General features: G+C 57.8%; 16 protein-coding genes and 2 pseudogenes. 9 read left to right on the top strand and 9 right to left on the bottom strand.

Translation table 11 applies throughout. The annotated features are described in order from the left end of the window. The first annotated feature begins 4 nt into the window (after positions 1–4). The 8 genes from sfnG to RWK44_RS32365 all read left to right on the top strand — a co-directional run bounded on the left by sfnG (position 5) and on the right by RWK44_RS32365 (position 8855). On the top strand, positions 5–1108 hold the full coding sequence (sfnG, locus tag RWK44_RS32400) for a dimethylsulfone monooxygenase SfnG (RefSeq protein ID WP_310857343.1): 1104 nt from the start codon (positions 5–7) through the stop codon (positions 1106–1108). A gap of 163 nt (positions 1109–1271) precedes the next feature. Further along, entirely contained in the window at positions 1272–2165 is an 894-nt protein-coding gene (locus RWK44_RS32395; protein WP_373289165.1) for an ABC transporter ATP-binding protein, read from the top strand. Continuing rightward, complete coding sequence (locus tag RWK44_RS32390; protein WP_310857344.1) at positions 2165–3061, top strand: branched-chain amino acid ABC transporter permease; 897 nt, start codon at positions 2165–2167, stop codon at positions 3059–3061. The genes RWK44_RS32395 and RWK44_RS32390 overlap by 1 nt, the downstream gene beginning before the upstream one ends. Before the next feature lie 3 nt (positions 3062–3064). Beyond that, positions 3065–4105, top strand: a complete 1041-nt coding sequence (locus RWK44_RS32385; protein ID WP_310857345.1) for a branched-chain amino acid ABC transporter permease — start codon at positions 3065–3067, stop codon at positions 4103–4105. Between the two features lie 100 nt (positions 4106–4205). Continuing rightward, entirely contained in the window at positions 4206–5540 is a 1335-nt protein-coding gene (locus tag RWK44_RS32380) for an ABC transporter substrate-binding protein (protein WP_168257376.1), read from the top strand. Between the two features lie 120 nt (positions 5541–5660). Beyond that, positions 5661–6443, top strand: coding sequence for an ABC transporter ATP-binding protein (locus RWK44_RS32375; protein WP_310857346.1), 783 nt, complete (start codon positions 5661–5663; stop codon positions 6441–6443). A gap of 23 nt (positions 6444–6466) precedes the next feature. Further along, positions 6467–7714, top strand: coding sequence for an SfnB family sulfur acquisition oxidoreductase (locus RWK44_RS32370; RefSeq protein ID WP_310857347.1), 1248 nt, complete (start codon positions 6467–6469; stop codon positions 7712–7714). Between the two features lie 286 nt (positions 7715–8000). Next, positions 8001–8855, top strand: a complete 855-nt coding sequence (locus RWK44_RS32365; RefSeq protein ID WP_310857348.1) for a calcium-binding protein — start codon at positions 8001–8003, stop codon at positions 8853–8855. A gap of 248 nt (positions 8856–9103) precedes the next feature. On the opposite strand, the gene RWK44_RS35150 is transcribed toward RWK44_RS32365, so the two are convergent. Next, complete coding sequence (locus RWK44_RS35150) at positions 9104–9385, bottom strand: hypothetical protein (RefSeq protein ID WP_164735974.1); 282 nt, start codon at positions 9383–9385, stop codon at positions 9104–9106. A 91-nt stretch (positions 9386–9476) separates the two neighbouring features. Between RWK44_RS35150 and RWK44_RS32355 the strand changes: the two are divergent. Further along, positions 9477–9873, top strand: a pseudogene (locus tag RWK44_RS32355) (ATP-binding protein); the annotation flags it as partial. Between the two features lie 91 nt (positions 9874–9964). On the opposite strand, the pseudogene RWK44_RS32350 reads toward RWK44_RS32355, so the two are convergent. From RWK44_RS32350 to RWK44_RS32315, 8 genes and pseudogenes are all read right to left on the bottom strand, one after another. After that, positions 9965–10324: pseudogene (locus RWK44_RS32350) on the bottom strand (IS110 family transposase); the annotation flags it as partial. A gap of 205 nt (positions 10325–10529) precedes the next feature. After that, entirely contained in the window at positions 10530–11978 is a 1449-nt protein-coding gene (locus tag RWK44_RS32345) for an efflux transporter outer membrane subunit (protein ID WP_168340269.1), read from the bottom strand. A gap of 167 nt (positions 11979–12145) precedes the next feature. Continuing rightward, entirely contained in the window at positions 12146–12631 is a 486-nt protein-coding gene (locus RWK44_RS32340; RefSeq protein ID WP_011654219.1) for a MaoC family dehydratase, read from the bottom strand. A 77-nt stretch (positions 12632–12708) separates the two neighbouring features. Continuing rightward, the gene (glmS, locus tag RWK44_RS32335) at positions 12709–14535 is read right to left on the bottom strand and encodes a glutamine--fructose-6-phosphate transaminase (isomerizing) (RefSeq protein ID WP_310857349.1); all 1827 of its coding nucleotides are present in this window, start codon (positions 14533–14535) and stop codon (positions 12709–12711) included. Between the two features lie 841 nt (positions 14536–15376). Next, positions 15377–15949, bottom strand: coding sequence for a nodulation O-acetyltransferase NodL (gene nodL / locus RWK44_RS32330; protein ID WP_131702635.1), 573 nt, complete (start codon positions 15947–15949; stop codon positions 15377–15379). 677 nt (positions 15950–16626) lie between these two features. Further along, positions 16627–17031, bottom strand: a complete 405-nt coding sequence (locus RWK44_RS32325; protein ID WP_131702634.1) for a hypothetical protein — start codon at positions 17029–17031, stop codon at positions 16627–16629. A 66-nt stretch (positions 17032–17097) separates the two neighbouring features. After that, entirely contained in the window at positions 17098–17817 is a 720-nt protein-coding gene (locus RWK44_RS32320; RefSeq protein ID WP_168257382.1) for a hypothetical protein, read from the bottom strand. 121 nt (positions 17818–17938) lie between these two features. Continuing rightward, positions 17939–18610, bottom strand: coding sequence for a hypothetical protein (locus RWK44_RS32315; protein ID WP_064649264.1), 672 nt, complete (start codon positions 18608–18610; stop codon positions 17939–17941). Positions 18611–18654: the final 44 nt, after the last annotated feature.

The following is an 18654-nucleotide window of genomic DNA, read 5'->3' as shown; positions in this document are numbered from 1 at the left end:
TATCATGTCCTATGCCAGCAGAGAGCCGGTCAAATTCGCCTACTGGGTTCCCAATGTTTCGGGTGGCCTCGTCATTTCCAATATTGAGCAGCGGACGAGCTGGACGATCGAATATAACAGAAAGCTGGCGCAGGTCGCCGAGGCTAGTGGCTTCGATTATGCGCTGAGCCAAATTCGTTTCACCGCCGGTTATGGCGCCGAATTCCAGCATGAATCCGTCTCCTTTAGCCATGCGCTGCTGGAATCGACGACAACGCTGAAGGTGATTGCCGCCATTCTGCCGGGACCATGGAATCCTACACTGGCGGCCAAGCAGATCGCCACCATCAATCACCTCACCAATGGTCGTGTCGCCGTCAATATCGTCAGTGGCTGGTTCCGAGGCGAGTTCCACGCAATTGGCGAGCACTGGCTTGACCATGACGAGCGCTACCGCCGCTCGGAGGAATTCATCCGCGCACTGCGCGGTATTTGGACCGAAGACAATTTCACGTTCCACGGCGATTTCTATCGCTTCAACAATTATTCGCTTAAGCCCAAGCCGATCGATCCACAGCCGGAAATCTTCCAGGGCGGCTCCTCTCGCGCTGCACGCGACATGGCATCGCGTGTTTCCGACTGGTACTTCACCAATGGCAACACGCCGGAGGAAATCGGCAAGCAGGTGGCTGACATCCAGGGCAAGGCGAAGGCTAACGGTCATTCCGTCCGCGTTGGTGTCAACGCTTTCGCCATCGTCCGCGAGACCGAGGTAGAGGCAAGGGCCGTGCTCGCCGAGATTATTGAGAAGGCCAATCCAGAGGCGGTCAATGCCTTCGGGCACGAAGTCAAGAACGCCGGGAAATCATCACCTGAAGGCGAGGGCAACTGGGCGAAATCCTCTTTCGAGGACCTGATCCAGTACAACGACGGCTTCCGCTCCAACCTGATAGGGACACCACGCCAGGTCGCCGAGCGGGTCATCGACCTGAAGCGCGCCGGCGCGGACCTCATCCTTCTCGGTTTCCTGCATTTCCAGGAAGAGGTCGAGTATTTCGGCAAGCACGTCATCCCGTTGATCCGCGAGTTGGAAGAAGCCGAAACGGCGACGGCCGTCGCCGCCGAGTAACCGCAACACGTTGTCGGCCGGCCCGCAAAGCCGGCCGCATCAACGATGACAGGCCAAGAACCCGGTGGTTCGTGGTGGGATAGCGTGCGCCTATGAACTCGTGGGCTCGTGGCGCGCCGTCGAAAGCAGGGGCGTGCACACTATGACATTTGCCTTCGGAGGCTTGGGAGCGGCGCCGTTTCCGCCGGACGTTCAGGAGCACTTGGCCGGCTTGGACAGAGGAACAGGCGCGGCTTGGGCGTCGCCCATTGAAGCCGGCGCAACGGACGGCATCATTCTGGAGCTGGCCCGCATCGATCTATCCTTCGGTGGCGTCGTCGCCCTGAAGGATATCGATCTGTCCGTTTGGCGTGGCGAAATCCTCGCCGTTATAGGGCCCAACGGTGCTGGCAAGAGCTCGATCATCAATGTGATCAGCGGCGTATACCGACCCGATCGCGGTTTTGTGTGGCTCTCCGGGCGCCGCCATGCCCAGGTCCCGACGCAGAAACTTGCCCGTCTCGGCATTGCTCGCACGTTCCAAAACCTGGCATTGTTCAAGGGTTTGAGCGTTCTCGACAATGTCGTGGTTGGACGAGCGCACAAGACGCGGTCTAGCTTCGTCGAACAGATCGTCGGCCTCGGTCGAGCCCGCACGGAACAGAGGGATGCCCGCAGTCGGGCTTTCGAGGTGCTCGAGTTCCTCCACCTTTCGCATATTGGCGATCGTCTGGTCGGTACACTGCCTTATGGTCTGCAAAAACGGGTGGAATTGGCGCGCGCTCTAGTAGCCGAGCCCGACATCCTGCTGCTCGATGAGCCGATGGCCGGAATGACGGCGACGGAAAAGAACGAGATGGCCGATTTCGTGCGCGCCGCACGTGACAGGTTCGGTACCACCGTCGTGCTGATCGAGCACGATATCGGCGTTGTCATGGGGTTGTCCGACCGCGTTGTCGTGCTCGACTACGGCCGCAAGATCGCCGATGGAACACCCAACGAAATCCAGCGCGACCAGCGCGTGATTGATGCCTATCTCGGTGTCGCTCCCGAAAATGAAGAGGGGGCGGGCATCTGATGGCTGACTTCGACTGGCTGTTCTTCATGGAGATTCTCGTCGGCGGCCTTTTGTCCGGCGTCATGTATTCGCTGGTCGCGATCGGTTTCGTCCTGATCTACAAGACATCCGGCGTCCTCAATTTTGCGCAAGGGGCGATGCTCCTGTTCGCGGCGCTGACCTTCGTCAGCCTGACGGAACGCGGCATTTCCTTCCCGCTCGCATTCGCGATCACCTTCGCGATCATCGTCGTTATCGGGATAGCTGTCGAGCGTACCGTGTTGAGGCCGCTGACCAACAAACCGCCGATCACGCTCTTCATGGCGACGCTCGGCCTCTCCTATATTATCGAGGGCGCTGCCCAACTGATCTGGGGCACGCAGGTGCACGGCCTTGATCTCGGTATCGGGGATGTGCCGTTCGATGTCGGTGGTGTCTACATCAGTCAATTCGACATCTTCGCAGCCGTCGTTGCCGCCTCCATGGTGCTGCTGCTCTCTGTCTTCTTCCGTTACACCCGCATCGGGCTTGGTTTTCGCGCCGTGGCCGACAATCAGTTCGCGGCGCTCGCCGTTGGGTTGAGGCTGCCCTGGATCTGGGCGACCGTCTGGGCTGCTGCAGGTCTGGTGGCGCTGGTCGCCGGTCTTTTGTGGGGAGCGCGCGTCGGGGTGCAATTCTCACTGTCGCTGATTGTCCTGAAGGCCTTGCCGGTTCTCGTCCTCGGTGGGTTCGACTCGATCCTCGGCGCGATCCTCGGCGGGTTGCTGATCGGCGCGTCCGAGAAGCTGGCTGAGGTCTATATCGGCGGATATTTCGGCGGCGGCATTGAGGGTTGGTTTGCCTATGTGATCGCGCTCGCCTTCCTCCTCGTTCGCCCTTCCGGCCTGTTCGGCCAGAAGCTCTTGGAAAGGGTCTGACCGATGTCCACGATCACTTGCGATCTGCCGGCCTACCGGTTCCCCGCCCGCTGGGCGACGCCGTTGGCTTGGCTTGCCATTGCCTATGTCATTGTGCCGCTTCTCGGGTCAGACTACCTGTTCGAGGCTATCCTGCTGCCGTTCCTGGCGCTCAGCCTCGCCGGCTTGGGGCTCAATATCCTGACGGGCTATGCCGGGCAGGTGTCGTTGGGGAGTGCTGCCTTCATGGCTGTCGGCGCGTTCGCGGCGTTCAATTTCAATCTTCGCGTCGACGGTCTGCCTTTGATCGTCAGTATGGTACTTGCTGGTTTCGCTGCGGCCGGCGTCGGCTTGATGTTCGGCGTTCCCAGCCTGCGCCTCAAGGGCTTTTACCTCGCGGTATCGACGCTTGCAGCGCAGTTTTTCGTGCAGTGGGCACTGACCAAATTTAGCTGGTTTTCGAATGAGTCCGCGTCCGGCGTTATCGATGCGCCTCAGCTTTCGGCTTTCGGTCTTGTTTTCGATGGGCCCGTCGGACGATACTATTTCGCGCTGACGGTGGTCGCCGTTCTCACTTTGCTGGCCCATCGGTTGGTGAATTCGCAGACCGGCCGCAATTTCATTGCCGTGCGCGACAACGAGACAGCGGCGCGGATCATCGGCGTGCCGGTGCTGAAAACCAAGCTTCTGGCCTTCGCAATCTCCTCCTTCATCATCGGCATCGCCGGAGTCCTGTGGGCGTTCGCCTATTTGCGCACGGTCGAGCCCGCCGGTTTCAATCTTGACCGGTCGTTCCAGGTCCTGTTCATCGTCATCATCGGGGGGCTTGCATCGATCCGCGGTGCTTTTTTCGGAGCGGCGCTGATCGTTGTGTTTCCCCTGGTCCTGTCCCGGCTTGGCTCCTTCCTGCTCGGAAATATCTTCAATTCAGGCGTGTTGGATATGAGTCAGCGCATCGTGCTCGGCGCGCTCATCATCCTCTTTCTGGTCCTCGAACCGGATGGGCTTGTCGCCCTTTGGGATCGGGTCCGAAAACGAATCCGTGCCGCCATCGTGCAGTCCTGATCGAAACGGAGCTATCAAGGCTCTCGAAATGCCACCAGCCCTTATCAGATCAACCCGGACCGGCGCCTTGCCCCGGTCGATACCCGGAGTATGTCCAAAAATGACGATCCTTGCCAAATTCAAGATTGCGGCTCTTGCCGCCGGCCTCGCCTTCACGGTGGCCCTGCCGATGGCCCATGCGGACGAACAATATTTTCCGCTCCAGAGCTATCGCGTCGGCCCCTATGCTGCCGGCGGCACCGGCTTCTTCGGTGGTTTCATCGATTATCTGAACCTGATCAACACGCGCGACGGCGGCGTGGGTGGCGTCAAGCTGACATGGTCGGAAGCTGAAACGCAGTACGAGGTCGAGCGTGGCGTCGAGGCCTATGAGCGCCTGAAGAGCAACCCGAACGTCGCTGCCTGGAACCCGCTTTCCGTGGGCATTGCCTACGCGATGATCGATCGCGTCACCGCCGACAAGGTCCCGTTGATCACCATCAACCATGGCCGCACGGATTCGACCGACGGCCGCGTTTTCCCTTATGTCTTCCCGCTGCTGCTCAACCCGTACAGCGAAACTTCCGGCATCGTGAACTACATCGCCGGCAAGGAAGGCGGTATCGAAAACCTCAAGGGTAAGAAGATCGTCGTTCTCTATCATGGCTCGCCTTATGGCAAGGAAACGATCCCGATCTACGAACTGTTGGCGAAGAAATACGCCTTTGAACTACAGCAGATCGAGGTGCCGCATCCGGGGAACGAGCAGCAGTCGCAGTGGCTGACGATCCGCCGCGCCAAGCCAGACTTCGTCATCCTGCGTGGATGGGGCGTGATGAACCCGGTCGCGCTGAAAACCGCAGCCAAGGTTGGTTTCCCGGTAAATCATATAATCGGAAACGTCTGGTCCAATTCAGAAGAAGACGTCATCCCCGCTGGTGATGCTGCCAAGGGCTATACGGCAATCACCACGCAGGCATCTGGCACCGAATATCCGGTCGTTCGGGAGATCGTCAAAACGCTCTACGACGCTGGCAAGGGGAACCTCGAAGACAAGAAGCGAATCGGCTCGGTCTACCATAACCTGGGTATCGTCAACGGCATCCTCAATGTCGAGGCGATCCGGATCGCTCAGGAGAAGTTCGGCAAGCGGACGCTGACTGGCGACGAGGTCCGCTGGGGCTTCGAACACCTTCAGCTCGATCCGGCGCGTGTCGAGGCGCTCGGCGCCAAGGGCCTGTTCCACTCGATCAATGTCACCTGGGATAACCATGAGGGCAACGGCTACGTGACTTTCCAACAGTGGGACGGGAAGAAGTGGAACGTGGTCTCTGACTGGATCGCGCCGGACTGGGCACTGTTGCGGCCCATCATCGAGAAGTCTTCCGAAGCCTACGCGGCCGAGAAGGGCATCAAGCTGCGCACGGCGGCAGACGCCGAGGCGGCGACCAACTGATCCCTTCAAGCCGCGCCTGATAACGGGCGAGGCTTGAAGAACCGGGCGCGAGGATGGTGCCTCCCTCTCCAACCTCGCGCCTTCTCTCAATCCGACCTTTTAAGGCAAGAGGACACTGTCATGGCTCTGGAAACTACCCTGCTTGCGGTCGATGATCTGAAGGCAACGTACAATCACGCCATCACCGCACTCGACGGCGTCGGTTTCCATCTGGCGCGTGGTGAAATTCTGGCGCTCCTTGGCGCCAACGGCGCGGGAAAGACGACGACGCTCAAGGCGTTGTCCAATCTGCTTCCAGCCGAACGTGGGCAAGTCGTTTCCGGCAGCATCCGCTTCGACGGGCTCGATGTCCTGCGCACAAGCCCTGCTGCACTGGTGCGTGCCGGTCTCGTGCAGGTGCTTGAGGGCCGCCATTGCTTCCGCAGCCTGACGGTCGAGGAAAACCTCGTCTCCGGCGGGCTTGGCCGCAGCGGCACGCGCGCTGAGATCGCCGAGGATATCGAGAAGATCTACGCGCATTTCCCCAGGTTGAAGGAAAAGCGTCGTGCACTTTCCGGCCTGACCTCGGGTGGCGAGCAGCAGATGACGGCGATCGGCCGGGCGCTCATGTCGCGGCCGCGCCTCCTGGTTCTCGACGAACCATCCATGGGACTGGCGCCGCTCGTCGTCCAGGACATTTTCCGGAAGCTCCGCCACCTCAATCGCGAAGAAGGTCTTTCTATCCTTGTGGCGGAGCAGAATTCCGCCGTCGCTCTGAAATATGCGGATCGCGCCATCATTCTCGAAAACGGCGCCACGGTGCTGACCGGTGACGCACAGGATCTGCGCGGGCGCGACGACATCAAGTCTTTCTACCTCGGCCAGAGAGCCGTGGCTCCCTCCATCCCCGCCGTTGTCGGCTAACACGATCCAAGAGGAGAAACACCGTGACCCATCCTACCATAAATACCGAAAATGCCGCAAAGGCCGTGCCACCTGTTCCACGCCCGTCGCAGCCCGCCCACATTATCAAGACTGACGCCGAAGCGATTGCCATCGCCAAGACACTCGCGGCAGAGTTCGTCAAGGAATCGGCAGCACGCGATCGCGACCGCATCTGGCCGGTCAAGGAACTGGACGCGTTTTCGCAAAGCGGGCTTTGGTCTATCAACGTGCCGAAGGCCTTCGGCGGTCCCGAGGTCTCTTATGCGACGCTTGCGAAGGTCATCGAGATCATCTCGGCGGCCGATTCATCCATCGGACAAATCGCGCAAAACCACCTGGGTGTGGTCGCCGCCATCCGCACGGTGTCAGACGAAGACCAACAGAAGCTGCTCTTCGCGGAAGTGTTGAAAGGAACGCGCTTCGGCAATGCCTTCTCCGAATTTGGATCCAAGCGTGCGGTCGACTTCGAAACAAAATTCGTTGATGCCGGAGATCATGTCGTGGTCAACGGCCAGAAATTCTACTCGTCAGGAGCGCTGCTCGCGCATCTGGTGCCAATCGTGGCACTGGATGACGAGGGCAGGGCCTGGTACGCAATTGCCGAGCGCGGTGCCCCGGGTCTGACTGTCATCGACGACTGGTCCTCCTTTGGCCAGCGTACCACGCTGTCGGGCACGGTACTGCTTAACAACGTCAAAGTGTCGAAGACGCATCTCGTGCCTGGCTACAAAGGGTATGAAGTGCCGACTGCGGACGGAGCGATCTTCCAGATTATCCAAGTGGCTGTCGATACCGGCATCGCGCAGGCCGCGATTGACGAGACCGTCAGTTTTGTGCGCACCAAGAGCCGCGCCTGGGTGGATTCCGGCGTCGACAACGCTTGGGACGATCCGTACACAATCCAGGCGATCGGGGACTTGGCGCTAAGGCTTCATGCGGCGCAGGCGCTGCTTGAAAAGGCAGGTTATGCCATTGACCGAGCGATCCTCGACCCGAACGCGGGAACCGTTGCGGAAGCCCAGATCGTTACCGCCGAAGCCAAGATCCTCTCCACTGAGATCGCGATCGCGGCCGCCAACAAGTTGTTCGAACTGGCAGGAACGCGCTCGACCCTTGCAGAGCACGGGCTTGATCGCCACTGGCGCAACGCCCGCACCCATACTCTGCACGACCCCGTCCGCTGGAAGTATGCCATTTTGGGTAAGTATTTCCTGAACGGCGAGAAGCCACCGCTCCACGCCTGGAGCTGAGGTTTTCGATCTGCAAAGCACCCTGAGATCAGGTGCTCTGCAGATTTGTCTCCAGCGTATACGAGGGAAGAAGTTGTGGCCTTCGTCAACGGCCGCCGATCGTCATAGCCCCCAGTCGTTTTCATATCTGCCGGCCAACTACGAAGGGCGTGCCGTGCGGCCGAGATAAACATTTTCGCATCCGTCATTCAAATAGGTCATATCAAAAGAATGGATTTCACTAATTCGCTCTTGGAAAAGATAAGGGGCACAGGCGGCGCCCGTTGCCTAATAAGGAGTATTTGCGATGATGATCAAAGGCACTGATAACAGCCCCTTTATTAACGGATCCGAAGACAACGACACAATCTATGCACGCAATCTTAATGACTGGATCAAAGCCGGTGGCGGCGATGATCGGATTGTGGCTCGAAGCGGCCACGACACGATCGAGGCCGGTGACGGCCATGACATTGTCTATGCGGGGGATGGCTCAGACATAGTCCATGCTGGTCCTGGTGACGACCTCCTGTATAGCGACGGCTCAATCGAAGCCTTCAACCCCTTCGAAGTGCGCCGCGTAATACCACATAGCGGCGAGAGCGACGACAGGCTCGACGCCGGTAAGGGAAGGGATACGCTGGTGGCCGGCGACGGCGCAGATGTTCTGACTGGCGGCGAAGACGGCGACGCCTTCGTGTTTCGGTTCCACGATCCTATGGTTGGAACAACGCACTGGTATACGACTGTGACGGATTTCGACCCGAAGCAGGACCGTTTTGTCATGGACGCCGGTGACTTCGGCAAAGGGGATCTGTTTGGCGCAAATTTCATCAACCACTCGAAGGGTTTCCCAGGCGAATTTGTGGACACTTTCTACAATGGCGAGGCCGCGAAAGCGCACGGTCAGCACGTCGTGGTAATCACGGATCGAGGGTTCACGTCTGGCTCTGCCGCCGCGACCGCTATTCACGACGAAGTCCCCGGTGACATCATTGTCTACCATGACGAAAAAACTCTCGGTCAAGATGGCAAAACTCACGGTGCGACACTAGCCTATGTCGATTCTGCGAACCACGCGCATGCCTTCGCTCATGTCGACAATCTGCACGACATGTCGGATCTTACCTCGCTTACGGCGGAAAATTTCGGCTTCATTTAATTCGAAGATCCGAGGAGCGTTCCACCCTTGGGACGCTTCTCTTTCCCAACGTGGCGCAGGGAACTGAAAATAGAAACGACGTGATTTATTGATCGACTGCACCAGTAAAGGTACGCCATTGAAACAAGTTCTCGTCGCCGATGACGACGCCGCCATGCGCCACCTGCATCCTGGGGCGGTTGCGCAAGCTGACTTTCTTCTCGCTGGCTGAGGCCAATGCCGCTATTGGCACTTGATCGCATCAACGATCACCTCATGCGTCGATTGGGTGTTACCCGGCGGCAAGTATTTGAACGTGTCGAACGTGCTGCGCTCGCTAGCCTCCCGGGTGAAACTACGAATTCGCCGAATGGCGTCTGGTCCGTGTCTCGACCGATTATCACGTCGAGTTCAAAAGCTTCTTTTATTCCGTCCCCCATGCCCTCATTCGCCAGCAGGTCGATCTTAGAGCAACGGCGCGCACCATCGAGATCTTTTACCGCGGCAAGCGCATCGCCGTCCATCAGCGCCGCTATGGCGGCTGTCGTCATGGAACCGACCCAGATCACATGCCCAGTTCCCACCGGCGATACGCTGAGTGGATACCAGATCGCTTTCGGCGCTGGGGCGCATCCATCGGTCAAAGCATGCCGCGAGGATTTCTCCGTTGCATACCACCGCGTTCCCCGGCTGTTCGCCACGCTCGCGCTTGCAAGGGGTGACGGGCGATACGGCAGAATCCCCAAATCTATCGCCAAGACCGACCTGCTGATCCTCGATGACTGGGGACCGGAAAAACTCAGCGATGATCAGCGCCGCGATCTTCTCGAGATCATCGAAGACCGCTACGAGCGTCGCTCGACGATCGTCACAAGCCAGGTGCCCCTGGATCGCTGGTGGGAAATTATTTCAAACCCAACGCCGCCGATGCGATACTGGATCGCCTCGTTCACAACGCCGAGGCATCGATCTCATTGGCGAAAGTATGCGCAAACAGCGTTCACCGATGGCGCTTGAAACACAGCAAAGCTTGACCTGACACAAAACCCGATCCAAACAGCAAACAGACCCAGGATCAGCCCGAAAAATGGCCGGCTTCAAATCGGAATCGGTGGCCGGTTTCATCGGAATACGCACCCAATGCAACATCTGAAGATCGACCTGATCGGCTTGCTTAATGCCAACGAAGCGCATCGTCGGTCGCCTTGCAGCTTCTGCGATAGCCGCAGCATCGATGATGTCATTCTTGTTCGATTTTACGTAGACTTCACTGCGCCGGGATGATGCGGACGGAATGCCCCATCGTCTGCAACTTGGCGCAAGCCATTGGGAACCCGGACGGGATTCCATTCCGACAAGCGTTCTGTTCGCTCGTTCGAAGAACTGCAGTAGCGTCTCGCGCCGGAACTATCCAGGCCGACCACGTGGAAGAGGTTCTTTCCGATATCGATGCCGAAGACGGCGCATTGGCGCAGTTGGTTGCGATCCATAATTTCAGCCCTCCTTTGCCCACCTCCGTTATGCTCTCGGGAGACAGGGCGGACCATCCCATTAGCTCTAAGCCCTGCTCGTAAGCGGGAGGTGGTGAAGGGCATGTGCCGCGATTGGACGACCTCCCGGCCGGCGCCAATACAACTCAGGCGCTGGCGCGCTAATGACTTGATCAGGTTAAACCATCCCGCATCCAGCGCTCGGCTATTGCGAATGTGCGGATTGGATGTTTGCATTTGCGGCTGCAACCGTCGAGGCCTCCCTGGGTGACGCGACTTTGGGAGCCGCAAAACCACCGCGGATTGCTACATTCAACCGCACGTGATCCTTGGCCAGTTGTTGGATCGCCGCAGCGAGGCTCGCCTGAGCGCTGGACACCTGCCTTTGCGCTTCGAGAACATCGAGGAGAGAAGAGGCGCCATCCGTGTACGAGGCCGTCGAAAGCTTCAGTGCTTCTTCGATCGTTTCTACTTGCCTGCGACGTGAGTTCTCTGTGTGAACGTCGCGTCGGACGGCTGTCAAAGCGTCCTCGACTTCCTGCACAGCTGTCAGGACGGTTAATTTCCAGCTTATGTAGGCTGCTGCGGCGTCCGATTTAGAAGTCTCCACGTTTGCCCGCAAACGGCCGCCGTCCAGAATTGGGAGGTCGAGGCTCGGCCCGAAGGACCATTTCAAGATACCCCCGTGACGGCCGCGCTGCTTGGTATAGGAAGGGGTGATCGAGCCGGAGAGCGTTATCGCGGGGTAAAGCTGTGCTTCCGCCACGCCGATCTGTGCAGTCGCGGCGGCGAGATCCCGTTCAGCCTGGCGAATATCGAATCGATTGCGAATAAGATCGGCGGGAATGCCGGCATTGATCTTTCCGCGATAGACCGGCTGCCCTTCACTTTTCTGCAGTTGCTTGATCACTGTTTCCGACGGCAAAGCGAGGAGGGCCGCAATGTGATGCGCCGACACGCGAAAATTCAGTTCTAGCCTTGGTATTTCGGCAATCGTCGATCGGACAAGTCCTTCGGCTTGCAAGACATCCAGCCGGGAAGCCGCTCCCGCTTCGACTTGAAAATTCGTGAAATCGTAGGTCTCCTGGCGGGACTTCAGGTTCGCTCGGGAAATCGAGACGCGCTGCTGGTAGTACCGGGCGTCGATGTAGGAGGAAACAAGATCTTTGATTAGAGCTAGCTTTGCGGCGTCGACAGCCGCATGCGCAGAATCAAGAGAAGCCAGTGCGCTTTCAGTGCTGCGCCGGTACTGACCGAATACGTCCAGCAGCCAGGTCAACGATAGTTGCACGCTGGAGATATTCTGTGTGCTCGTGACATCTCCCCCTTTGCCGATCTCGCCGCTTGTCGTGTGTGATGCCTTGGGAAGGCCCCCGGCGCCAGCGATGGTGACGTCCGCGGCGGCGGCATTAACCCTTTCGAGCGCCTGCTGAACACTGAGGTTCTCATCCAGGCCGGAGGCAACGTACTGGTTGAGCGTACGATCTGAAAACGAATCCCACCACGCCGACACCGCAACATCGCCGGCGCTCTGTTTTGCACCCTCGGAAAACTTCTCCGGCAAAGGCGTTTCCGGCGGTGCATGGTCGGGCCCGAGCATGCAAGATGACAAAAGTAGCGGCAACACCGCAGCGGCCAGACGGAACGAATGCAATCAATCAGCCTCCATTACAGCGAAATTCAACTCAAACCCGTTTCGCCTGCCCGAAGGATGATGCCAGCGCGCAATTGCCGACGCAGCAGAGCGAGAATTCCGGCGTGACACTACGAAATCGCGTGCAGCCAAAACAACAAGTCGACACCCGCTGGCGCGAGCTGGCGTCAAATCCCTTTAGGCCTGTCGTTCGGATCAAACTGAATGATAGTGATCCAATTAGCAGTGAGTGCCGGTCGGTTCTCGTTCTCGATCTCCACCGTAACCTCGTAGGTAGTCACCAGCATGCTTGCGCCGCGAAATTGACATTCAGAGAGAACGAAGCGACCGCGCACACGGCTGCCGGTCTTAACCGGTGACATGAAACGCACCCGGTCTAAGCCGTAGTTAAGGCCCATGGTCTGCTCGCGGATCTTTGGCATGCCGCTGAAGTTCATCGCCGACAGAAGCGAGAGTGTCAGGAAGCCGTGAGCGATAGTGCCACCAAACGGGCTTTCGACTGCCGCGCGTTCCGGGTGCACGTGGATGAATTGATGATCGTGTGTCGCATCGGCAAAGAGATCGATTGTAGTTTGATCAACGGTTATCCATTCGGATTTACCGAGCTCCTGGCCAATTCGCGACGGCACGTCGGCGAGCGAAAGTTCGTGCATACGACCTCACTTTTTTGATGTCTGATCAAGTCCTGGATTTTCCCGGAGGCGATTTGCGATCTAACCAATCGTCACAATCATTCGACTGTGACTGATTTAGCTAGATTCCGCGGCTGGTCCACATCTGCCCCCATAACGACCGCGGTATGATACGCAAGAAGCTGCAGCGGCAGAGAAAAGATCATCGGCGCGATAATCTCCGCAACATCGGGTAATACGATAGTGTGCATGGTGGGAAGCTTTGACATCGAAGCTCCCGTCTCGTCGGTGATCAGAATGATGCGGCCGCCGCGGGCGGCCACTTCCTGCATATTGGAGACAGTTTTATCAAAGAACCGATCATGTGGCGCGATGACGATGACTGGCATATTTTCATCGATCAAGGCGATCGGACCGTGTTTTAATTCTCCTGCCGCATAACCTTCAGCATGGATATAGGAAACCTCCTTGAGCTTCAGCGCACCTTCCATGGCCAATGGGAAACTTGTGCCGCGGCCGAGATAGAGCACGTCGCGGTAATTCGACAATCCCCGGGACAAGAGCTCGATCTTCGGCGTGATGTCGTTCAGCACCTGTCGCATAACGCTCGGCAACGTCGCCAAACTTTGGACGAGCAATTGTTCCTCGTCGTCTGCGATCGTGCCTCGCGCCTTGCCTGCGCCGATGGCTAGCGCAGCGAGAACAGCTAGCTGGCAAGTGAATGCCTTGGTAGAAGCAACGCCGATCTCTGGCCCGGCGAGGATCGGAAAGATGGCATCTGCCTCGCGGGCGATAGTTGATTCTCGGGTATTGACGACAGCGCCTATTCTCAGACCTTGTGCTTTGCAATAGCGCAGCGATGCAAGCGTGTCAGCCGTCTCACCAGATTGAGAGATGAAGAGCGCTGCCGACCGCGCCGACAGCGGGATTTCTCGATAACGGAATTCCGAGGCGACATCAATTTCAACCATTAAGCGTGCGTAGCGCTCGAACCAATATTTGCCAATCAGTCCCGCAAGATATGCCGTGCCGCAGGCGGAGATCGCGAGGCTCTCAACCTGGGCGAAGTCGATGTCGGTTGAGGTCGTTGTGACATGACTATCGTTGACATTGATGTAGTGCCCAAGAGCACCGGCGATGACCTCGGGTTGCTCGTAGATTTCCTTTTCCATAAAATGCCGATGATTGCCCTTGCCGACCAGGTCGGCGTTAGCAAGCGATATGTGCCGTGGGCGCGTAACGACCTTGCCTTCCATATCGAAAACTTGGACACTCGTTTTGCTTACAACAGCCCAATCGCCGTCGTTCAGATATGTGATGTTATTGGTGAACGGAGCAAGAGCGATCGCGTCGGAGCCCAGAAACATCTCACCATCGCCATGGCCTATCACTAATGGTGGTCCATTGCGCGCCACCATAATTGTCGCGGGATCATCTTCAAAGAGGATGGCAAGAGCGAAGGCGCCCTTGACGCACTTCAGCATGGCATGCGTGGCCTCAATGCATCCCATGCCATCCCGACGGAATTTTGTCAGGAGATGCGCAATCACCTCGGTATCCGTGTCGGTCTGGAACTTGGCCCCAACCTCCGCCAATCCGTCCTTTAGCTCGGAGAAATTTTCGATGATGCCGTTATGAACAACGGCTACACCATCGGTAAAGTGCGGGTGAGCGTTGCATTCTGTCGGTGCGCCATGGGTCGCCCATCGTGTGTGGGCAATGCCGACGGTGCCGCTCAGTGGCGCTTCCTTCAATCTCGTTTTAAGGTTCCCGAGCTTGCCTTCCGCACGGCGTCGGTGCAATTCTCCTTCGAAGATCGTAGCAACGCCGGATGAATCATAGCCGCGATATTCCAGCCGCTCCAAGGCTTCGATCAGTCGCTCCGACACGGGCTTATGTCCCACTATGCCAACAATTCCACACATGCTCGTCACCCATGTCAAGAGCCCCCGACAGGTAATCAGGAGGCGGACGCCGCTCGGCGCGTGTCCTCCAGCGCGTGCTAATAAATCCAAACAGATTAGTAAAATTGATTGTTGGGATAGCTATCATCCACGTTATGGATGCAGTGTACTTAGGTAGCTGGTCAATCAACGCTGTACGTGGCGAAAGGCGCTTTCTGCAGAGTGGGACCGATAGGCTGCGCCGGGTGATCGGTGCCTACTTCTGAAGATGTTCCTGGCGACAGCAAGATATTTACCGACGACATACCGCGCGTGGATTTCTATTCAGAGCGAGCAATTGTCATTCATCGAGCGCACGAAAACAATTCGTGCTCATGCAGGTGAAACGGTCTGTATCTGCGAGTTGAGCCTAAACGTAATTGACCCCTTCGCATGCGACCAGTTCGCAACTCATAAATCGGAAGCAGAACCAGCATCTCCTGGAAAACATCAGTCGATCTAGATTCGACAGGTTGGTTTCGGGCGCCGATGGGAAGGAGGCTTTGGCATGGGACGAACGCAGGCTATCTTCAAACGGTCTCGGAGGAAAGGTCACATGGCCGCGTGTGTCGGCAGTAGATGGTGCCTTAAGTTTTCGACAGGACAGCCGGATCCTGACACTGGAATCCGGCGGTCCGGTGCAATGTGCAGCCGGTCGTAGCAAACGCGATCAGTAATCACTTAGCACGACTGCCCGACCGCATTTGCAAAGAGAACTGCGTCAGAGTGCCGACGGTCGCACGGGCCATGGCGACCCAGAATCGTCGTTCGCACAAGCAACGAGACTACCCCTAACCACCGGATTTTCGCCCGACGCCTACTTTTATGATTGCGGCAAGCGTCCACCAACCCTGACCCGAGCTGGATTTCCCATCGCCGTGCTTCCTGCAGGAACATCTCGAGTGACCACGCTACCAGCGCCAATGACAGCATGATCGCCGATCGTCACGCCCGGGAGAATGATTGCTCCACCTCCAATCCAGACGTGCCTGCCAATGCTGACCGGTCGTCCCAACTGCAACCCAGCCTGGCGCTGCTCTGGATCATGTGGATGGTCCGCAGTATAAATCTGCACAGCAGGCCCTATTGCGGTTCCGTCGCCGATAGTCACTGCTGCCACGTCAAGGATGACGCAGTTGAAATTGATGTAGACCCACGCTCCGATCCGGATGTTGAACCCGTAATCGCAGTGGAACGGAGGACGAATAGCAGCTCCAAGCCCGACAGCCCCCAATCGTTCTAACAGAAGCGCATGCCACCGCTCGGCGGGGTCGCCCAGCGTGTCATTGTACCGTTTCAGCCAAGCCCCGGTGAGGAGCAACTCGGCTTGGATCTCAGGATCCGCTGCGTTATACATCTCGCCTGCGAGCATCTTTTCTTTTTGGCTGCGTGTCATCGTCTCTTTTCAGATCTTGTTCGAGGAGTGGTCGGTCATTGCGCTCGGATTCCCTGGTTGCCGGCAGAGCACACAAAGGAGTTAACAGCAATCTTTCGCCTTTTCGCGGCTGGTTCGAAAGTCATCTGCTCAAGCGCGGCAAATCCTGCAGATAGGCAGACCGGAAGCGACCTTCGCATTCACCGGCTGGGGGAGGGCACAATAAGATGTGTCTATTTAGCTTGGCAGATTCCGAACACAGCGGCAAGCTCATAGGCAGACCAAGGCTGACTAAGAGACCGTCATAAAAAGACTTTTACTCAAGTTACTGCCCAGCTTCCCGAAGGTTTATTCTATTCCAGTCTCTATGGGCCGTCCGCCTTGCTCGATGCCGGCGGGAATGCAAATCGTCAGCGTCTTGGGGCGGCGCGGCATAACGAAGGGCTGGTTCACCGACGGAGGCCGCTATCGCGGCCGCCGTCAATAGAATCCTTGGAGCCGGAAAGATTACCGCTCGCCAGTGCCTATGAACTGCTCATTAGCTGTAGTTTCTTTCACCCACCGATTGCTTCTTAGCGTGCAGAATTGGGTCGCCAGGGTGACAAGCGCGCGACAGCGGGCGGAGGTGGATATTCCACTTTCCGCCTCACCTTCGCGCAAGACCGGACGAGAACTGCTGGATGTAGGAAATTCACCCCTTACTGGCAGGCGGTCAGGCCCCCCGGATTTCGAATGGCGGCAAAACCGACGCCGTCGATCGTGTTGTCGTTACGGGCAATGAAGCAGTAATTGTCATCGGCGGGGGGAGCGGCGACGATGCAGGAGTTGGCCCCAGCCGGAATGACATAGGTGTCGGCTCCGACGATCGCAAAGACGGAGGCCGTTCCGTTCGGATGGGGCACCGGCTGCTTGGTGAAGAGGATCGCGTCGTTCGGCGGGGCGACCGCAATGGGCTGGTAGTTCCGACAATCGGACGAAAAAACGAGTTGCGCGGCGGCAGGCAGCGCTGTTGCGAGGATAGAGACGATGGAAATGGCAAGCCCGGCAGCGATTTTATCGCGACGTGCTGTTTGGCCAGCGAATTTCGACGTGATACGTAACATTGCTATATTCCTTTCGGTTCAAGGGTTGGCTTGTTCAAGCGTCAGTGATGATCCGGATCTCTGGGTCTACGGTCCTCCTGTCGCCGAAAAGGTTCCGTCAGCTTTGTAAGTCACGGTGTAGATCGCGTAGCCGATGGTGAAATCGCAGCATGCCGAGTTGCTCTCGTCATAAGTCACGGTGCTTCCGACCGGCTGGTAGCCCATCTTCACGAAAAAGATCTGTTTCGGTATGCAGTTCATGACGGCGTTGGGCAAAGGAGCGACGAAGCTCGAGAGTATGATAGCTTGATTGTCGTTCAGTGCGACGACGCCACAATAGAGCTCGGGACGCGGCAACGGCGTGTAGGAAGGCACGTTCATGCCAAATCCTCCGATCGCAACTCCGGCTTGATTGGCGGGCGCGGAAAGTCCAAGCGGATCGAGCGTCAAGGTCGTGCAATTGTCCGGCGAACCGTCGACCGTGGTGAGCGTAACCGGTCGGAACGCCGAGCTGCTGCCGACCACGGATAGCGTGGCGGCATTGAGCGAGAGAAGCGCGATAAGCTGCGAGGGGGACGCCGCCTGTTTGGTGCTGAGGGCACCTGCATAGACCTGACTGTCCAAACCGAAATTGATCTGCGCTCCCGAACTTGCGTAATTGCCGATGCTTTGGCAGCCGAGACTGCCGCTGAGGATGGGACCATGGCTCGGCAACAAAGGAAATGCCGCCTGCTTCTGGAAAACATAGAAATATTGCGTCGTCTGCGAGAAGTTCCGAACGATGATCTGGTAGGACGAACTGGTCATGGCGTGTGACAATCCCCTCTGAGATCAAGCCTGTCCGTCGCCCGGCGGGCGGCGGCAACGCGCCAATGCTGCGCATGCAGGTGAAGACGGGACGGTTTTTCACCTGCATGGCTGCCAAGGTTTACTGGAGCTGCGTGGTCCAGGTGCCGTCAGATTTCAGGCTGACGTTGCAGACGGAATAGCCGCCGGTGAAGTCGGAAAGCGCCGCGTTCACGCTCGACTGCGTGAAGTTCATCACGACACCTGGCGTGTAGGCGCCGGTCTGGACATAATATTTCAGGATCGGCTGGCAATCGGTATTGCTGGCCGGGTTTGCCTGCACGAAGTTGGAGAGCACGATGCCGCCATTGACGGCAACCGCTGAGCCGACATTGAAGTAGGGCGGCGAGTTGAAAACCGGCGTGGTGATGCGGAATGCGCCAGGCTGTACACCTTCCCCGTAGATTGGCGAGGATAGTCCGAGCGGATTGACCGTCGCAGTCGTCCAGTCGTTCGGTTTACCGCTGCCACCCGAACTCGGAGCAAGATCAATGGCGCGGCTGGCTGACGAGTAGCCAGATGATGCGCCAATTTGCGGCGGTGTATTCGCCTGCTGGATGCCGGCATAATATTGCAGGTTGACCTGGAAGGTCAGGATCGCGCCGGTGTTGTCGTAGTTGCCGAGCGACTGCGAGAAAAGGCTGTTCGAATAGACTTGCCCGCCGCCGGTATAAATTGCCGGTTGCTGGAAGAAGTAGAAGTTTTGCGTCTGGGATTCGTAGTTTTTCACGTTGATGGTCAACATTGTAGACATGTCGGCAACCCTTCTGCGTTGATAGTGAAAACAAGGGTCTTCGC

Origin of the sequence: Rhizobium sp. 25PS6 (assembly GCF_032464655.1) — a bacterium.
In the GTDB taxonomy this organism is placed as follows: Bacteria; Pseudomonadota; Alphaproteobacteria; order Rhizobiales; family Rhizobiaceae; genus Rhizobium; species Rhizobium laguerreae.
The sequence above is the reverse complement of the archived record's forward strand: the minus strand, read 5'-3'. Positions and strand labels throughout refer to the sequence as shown.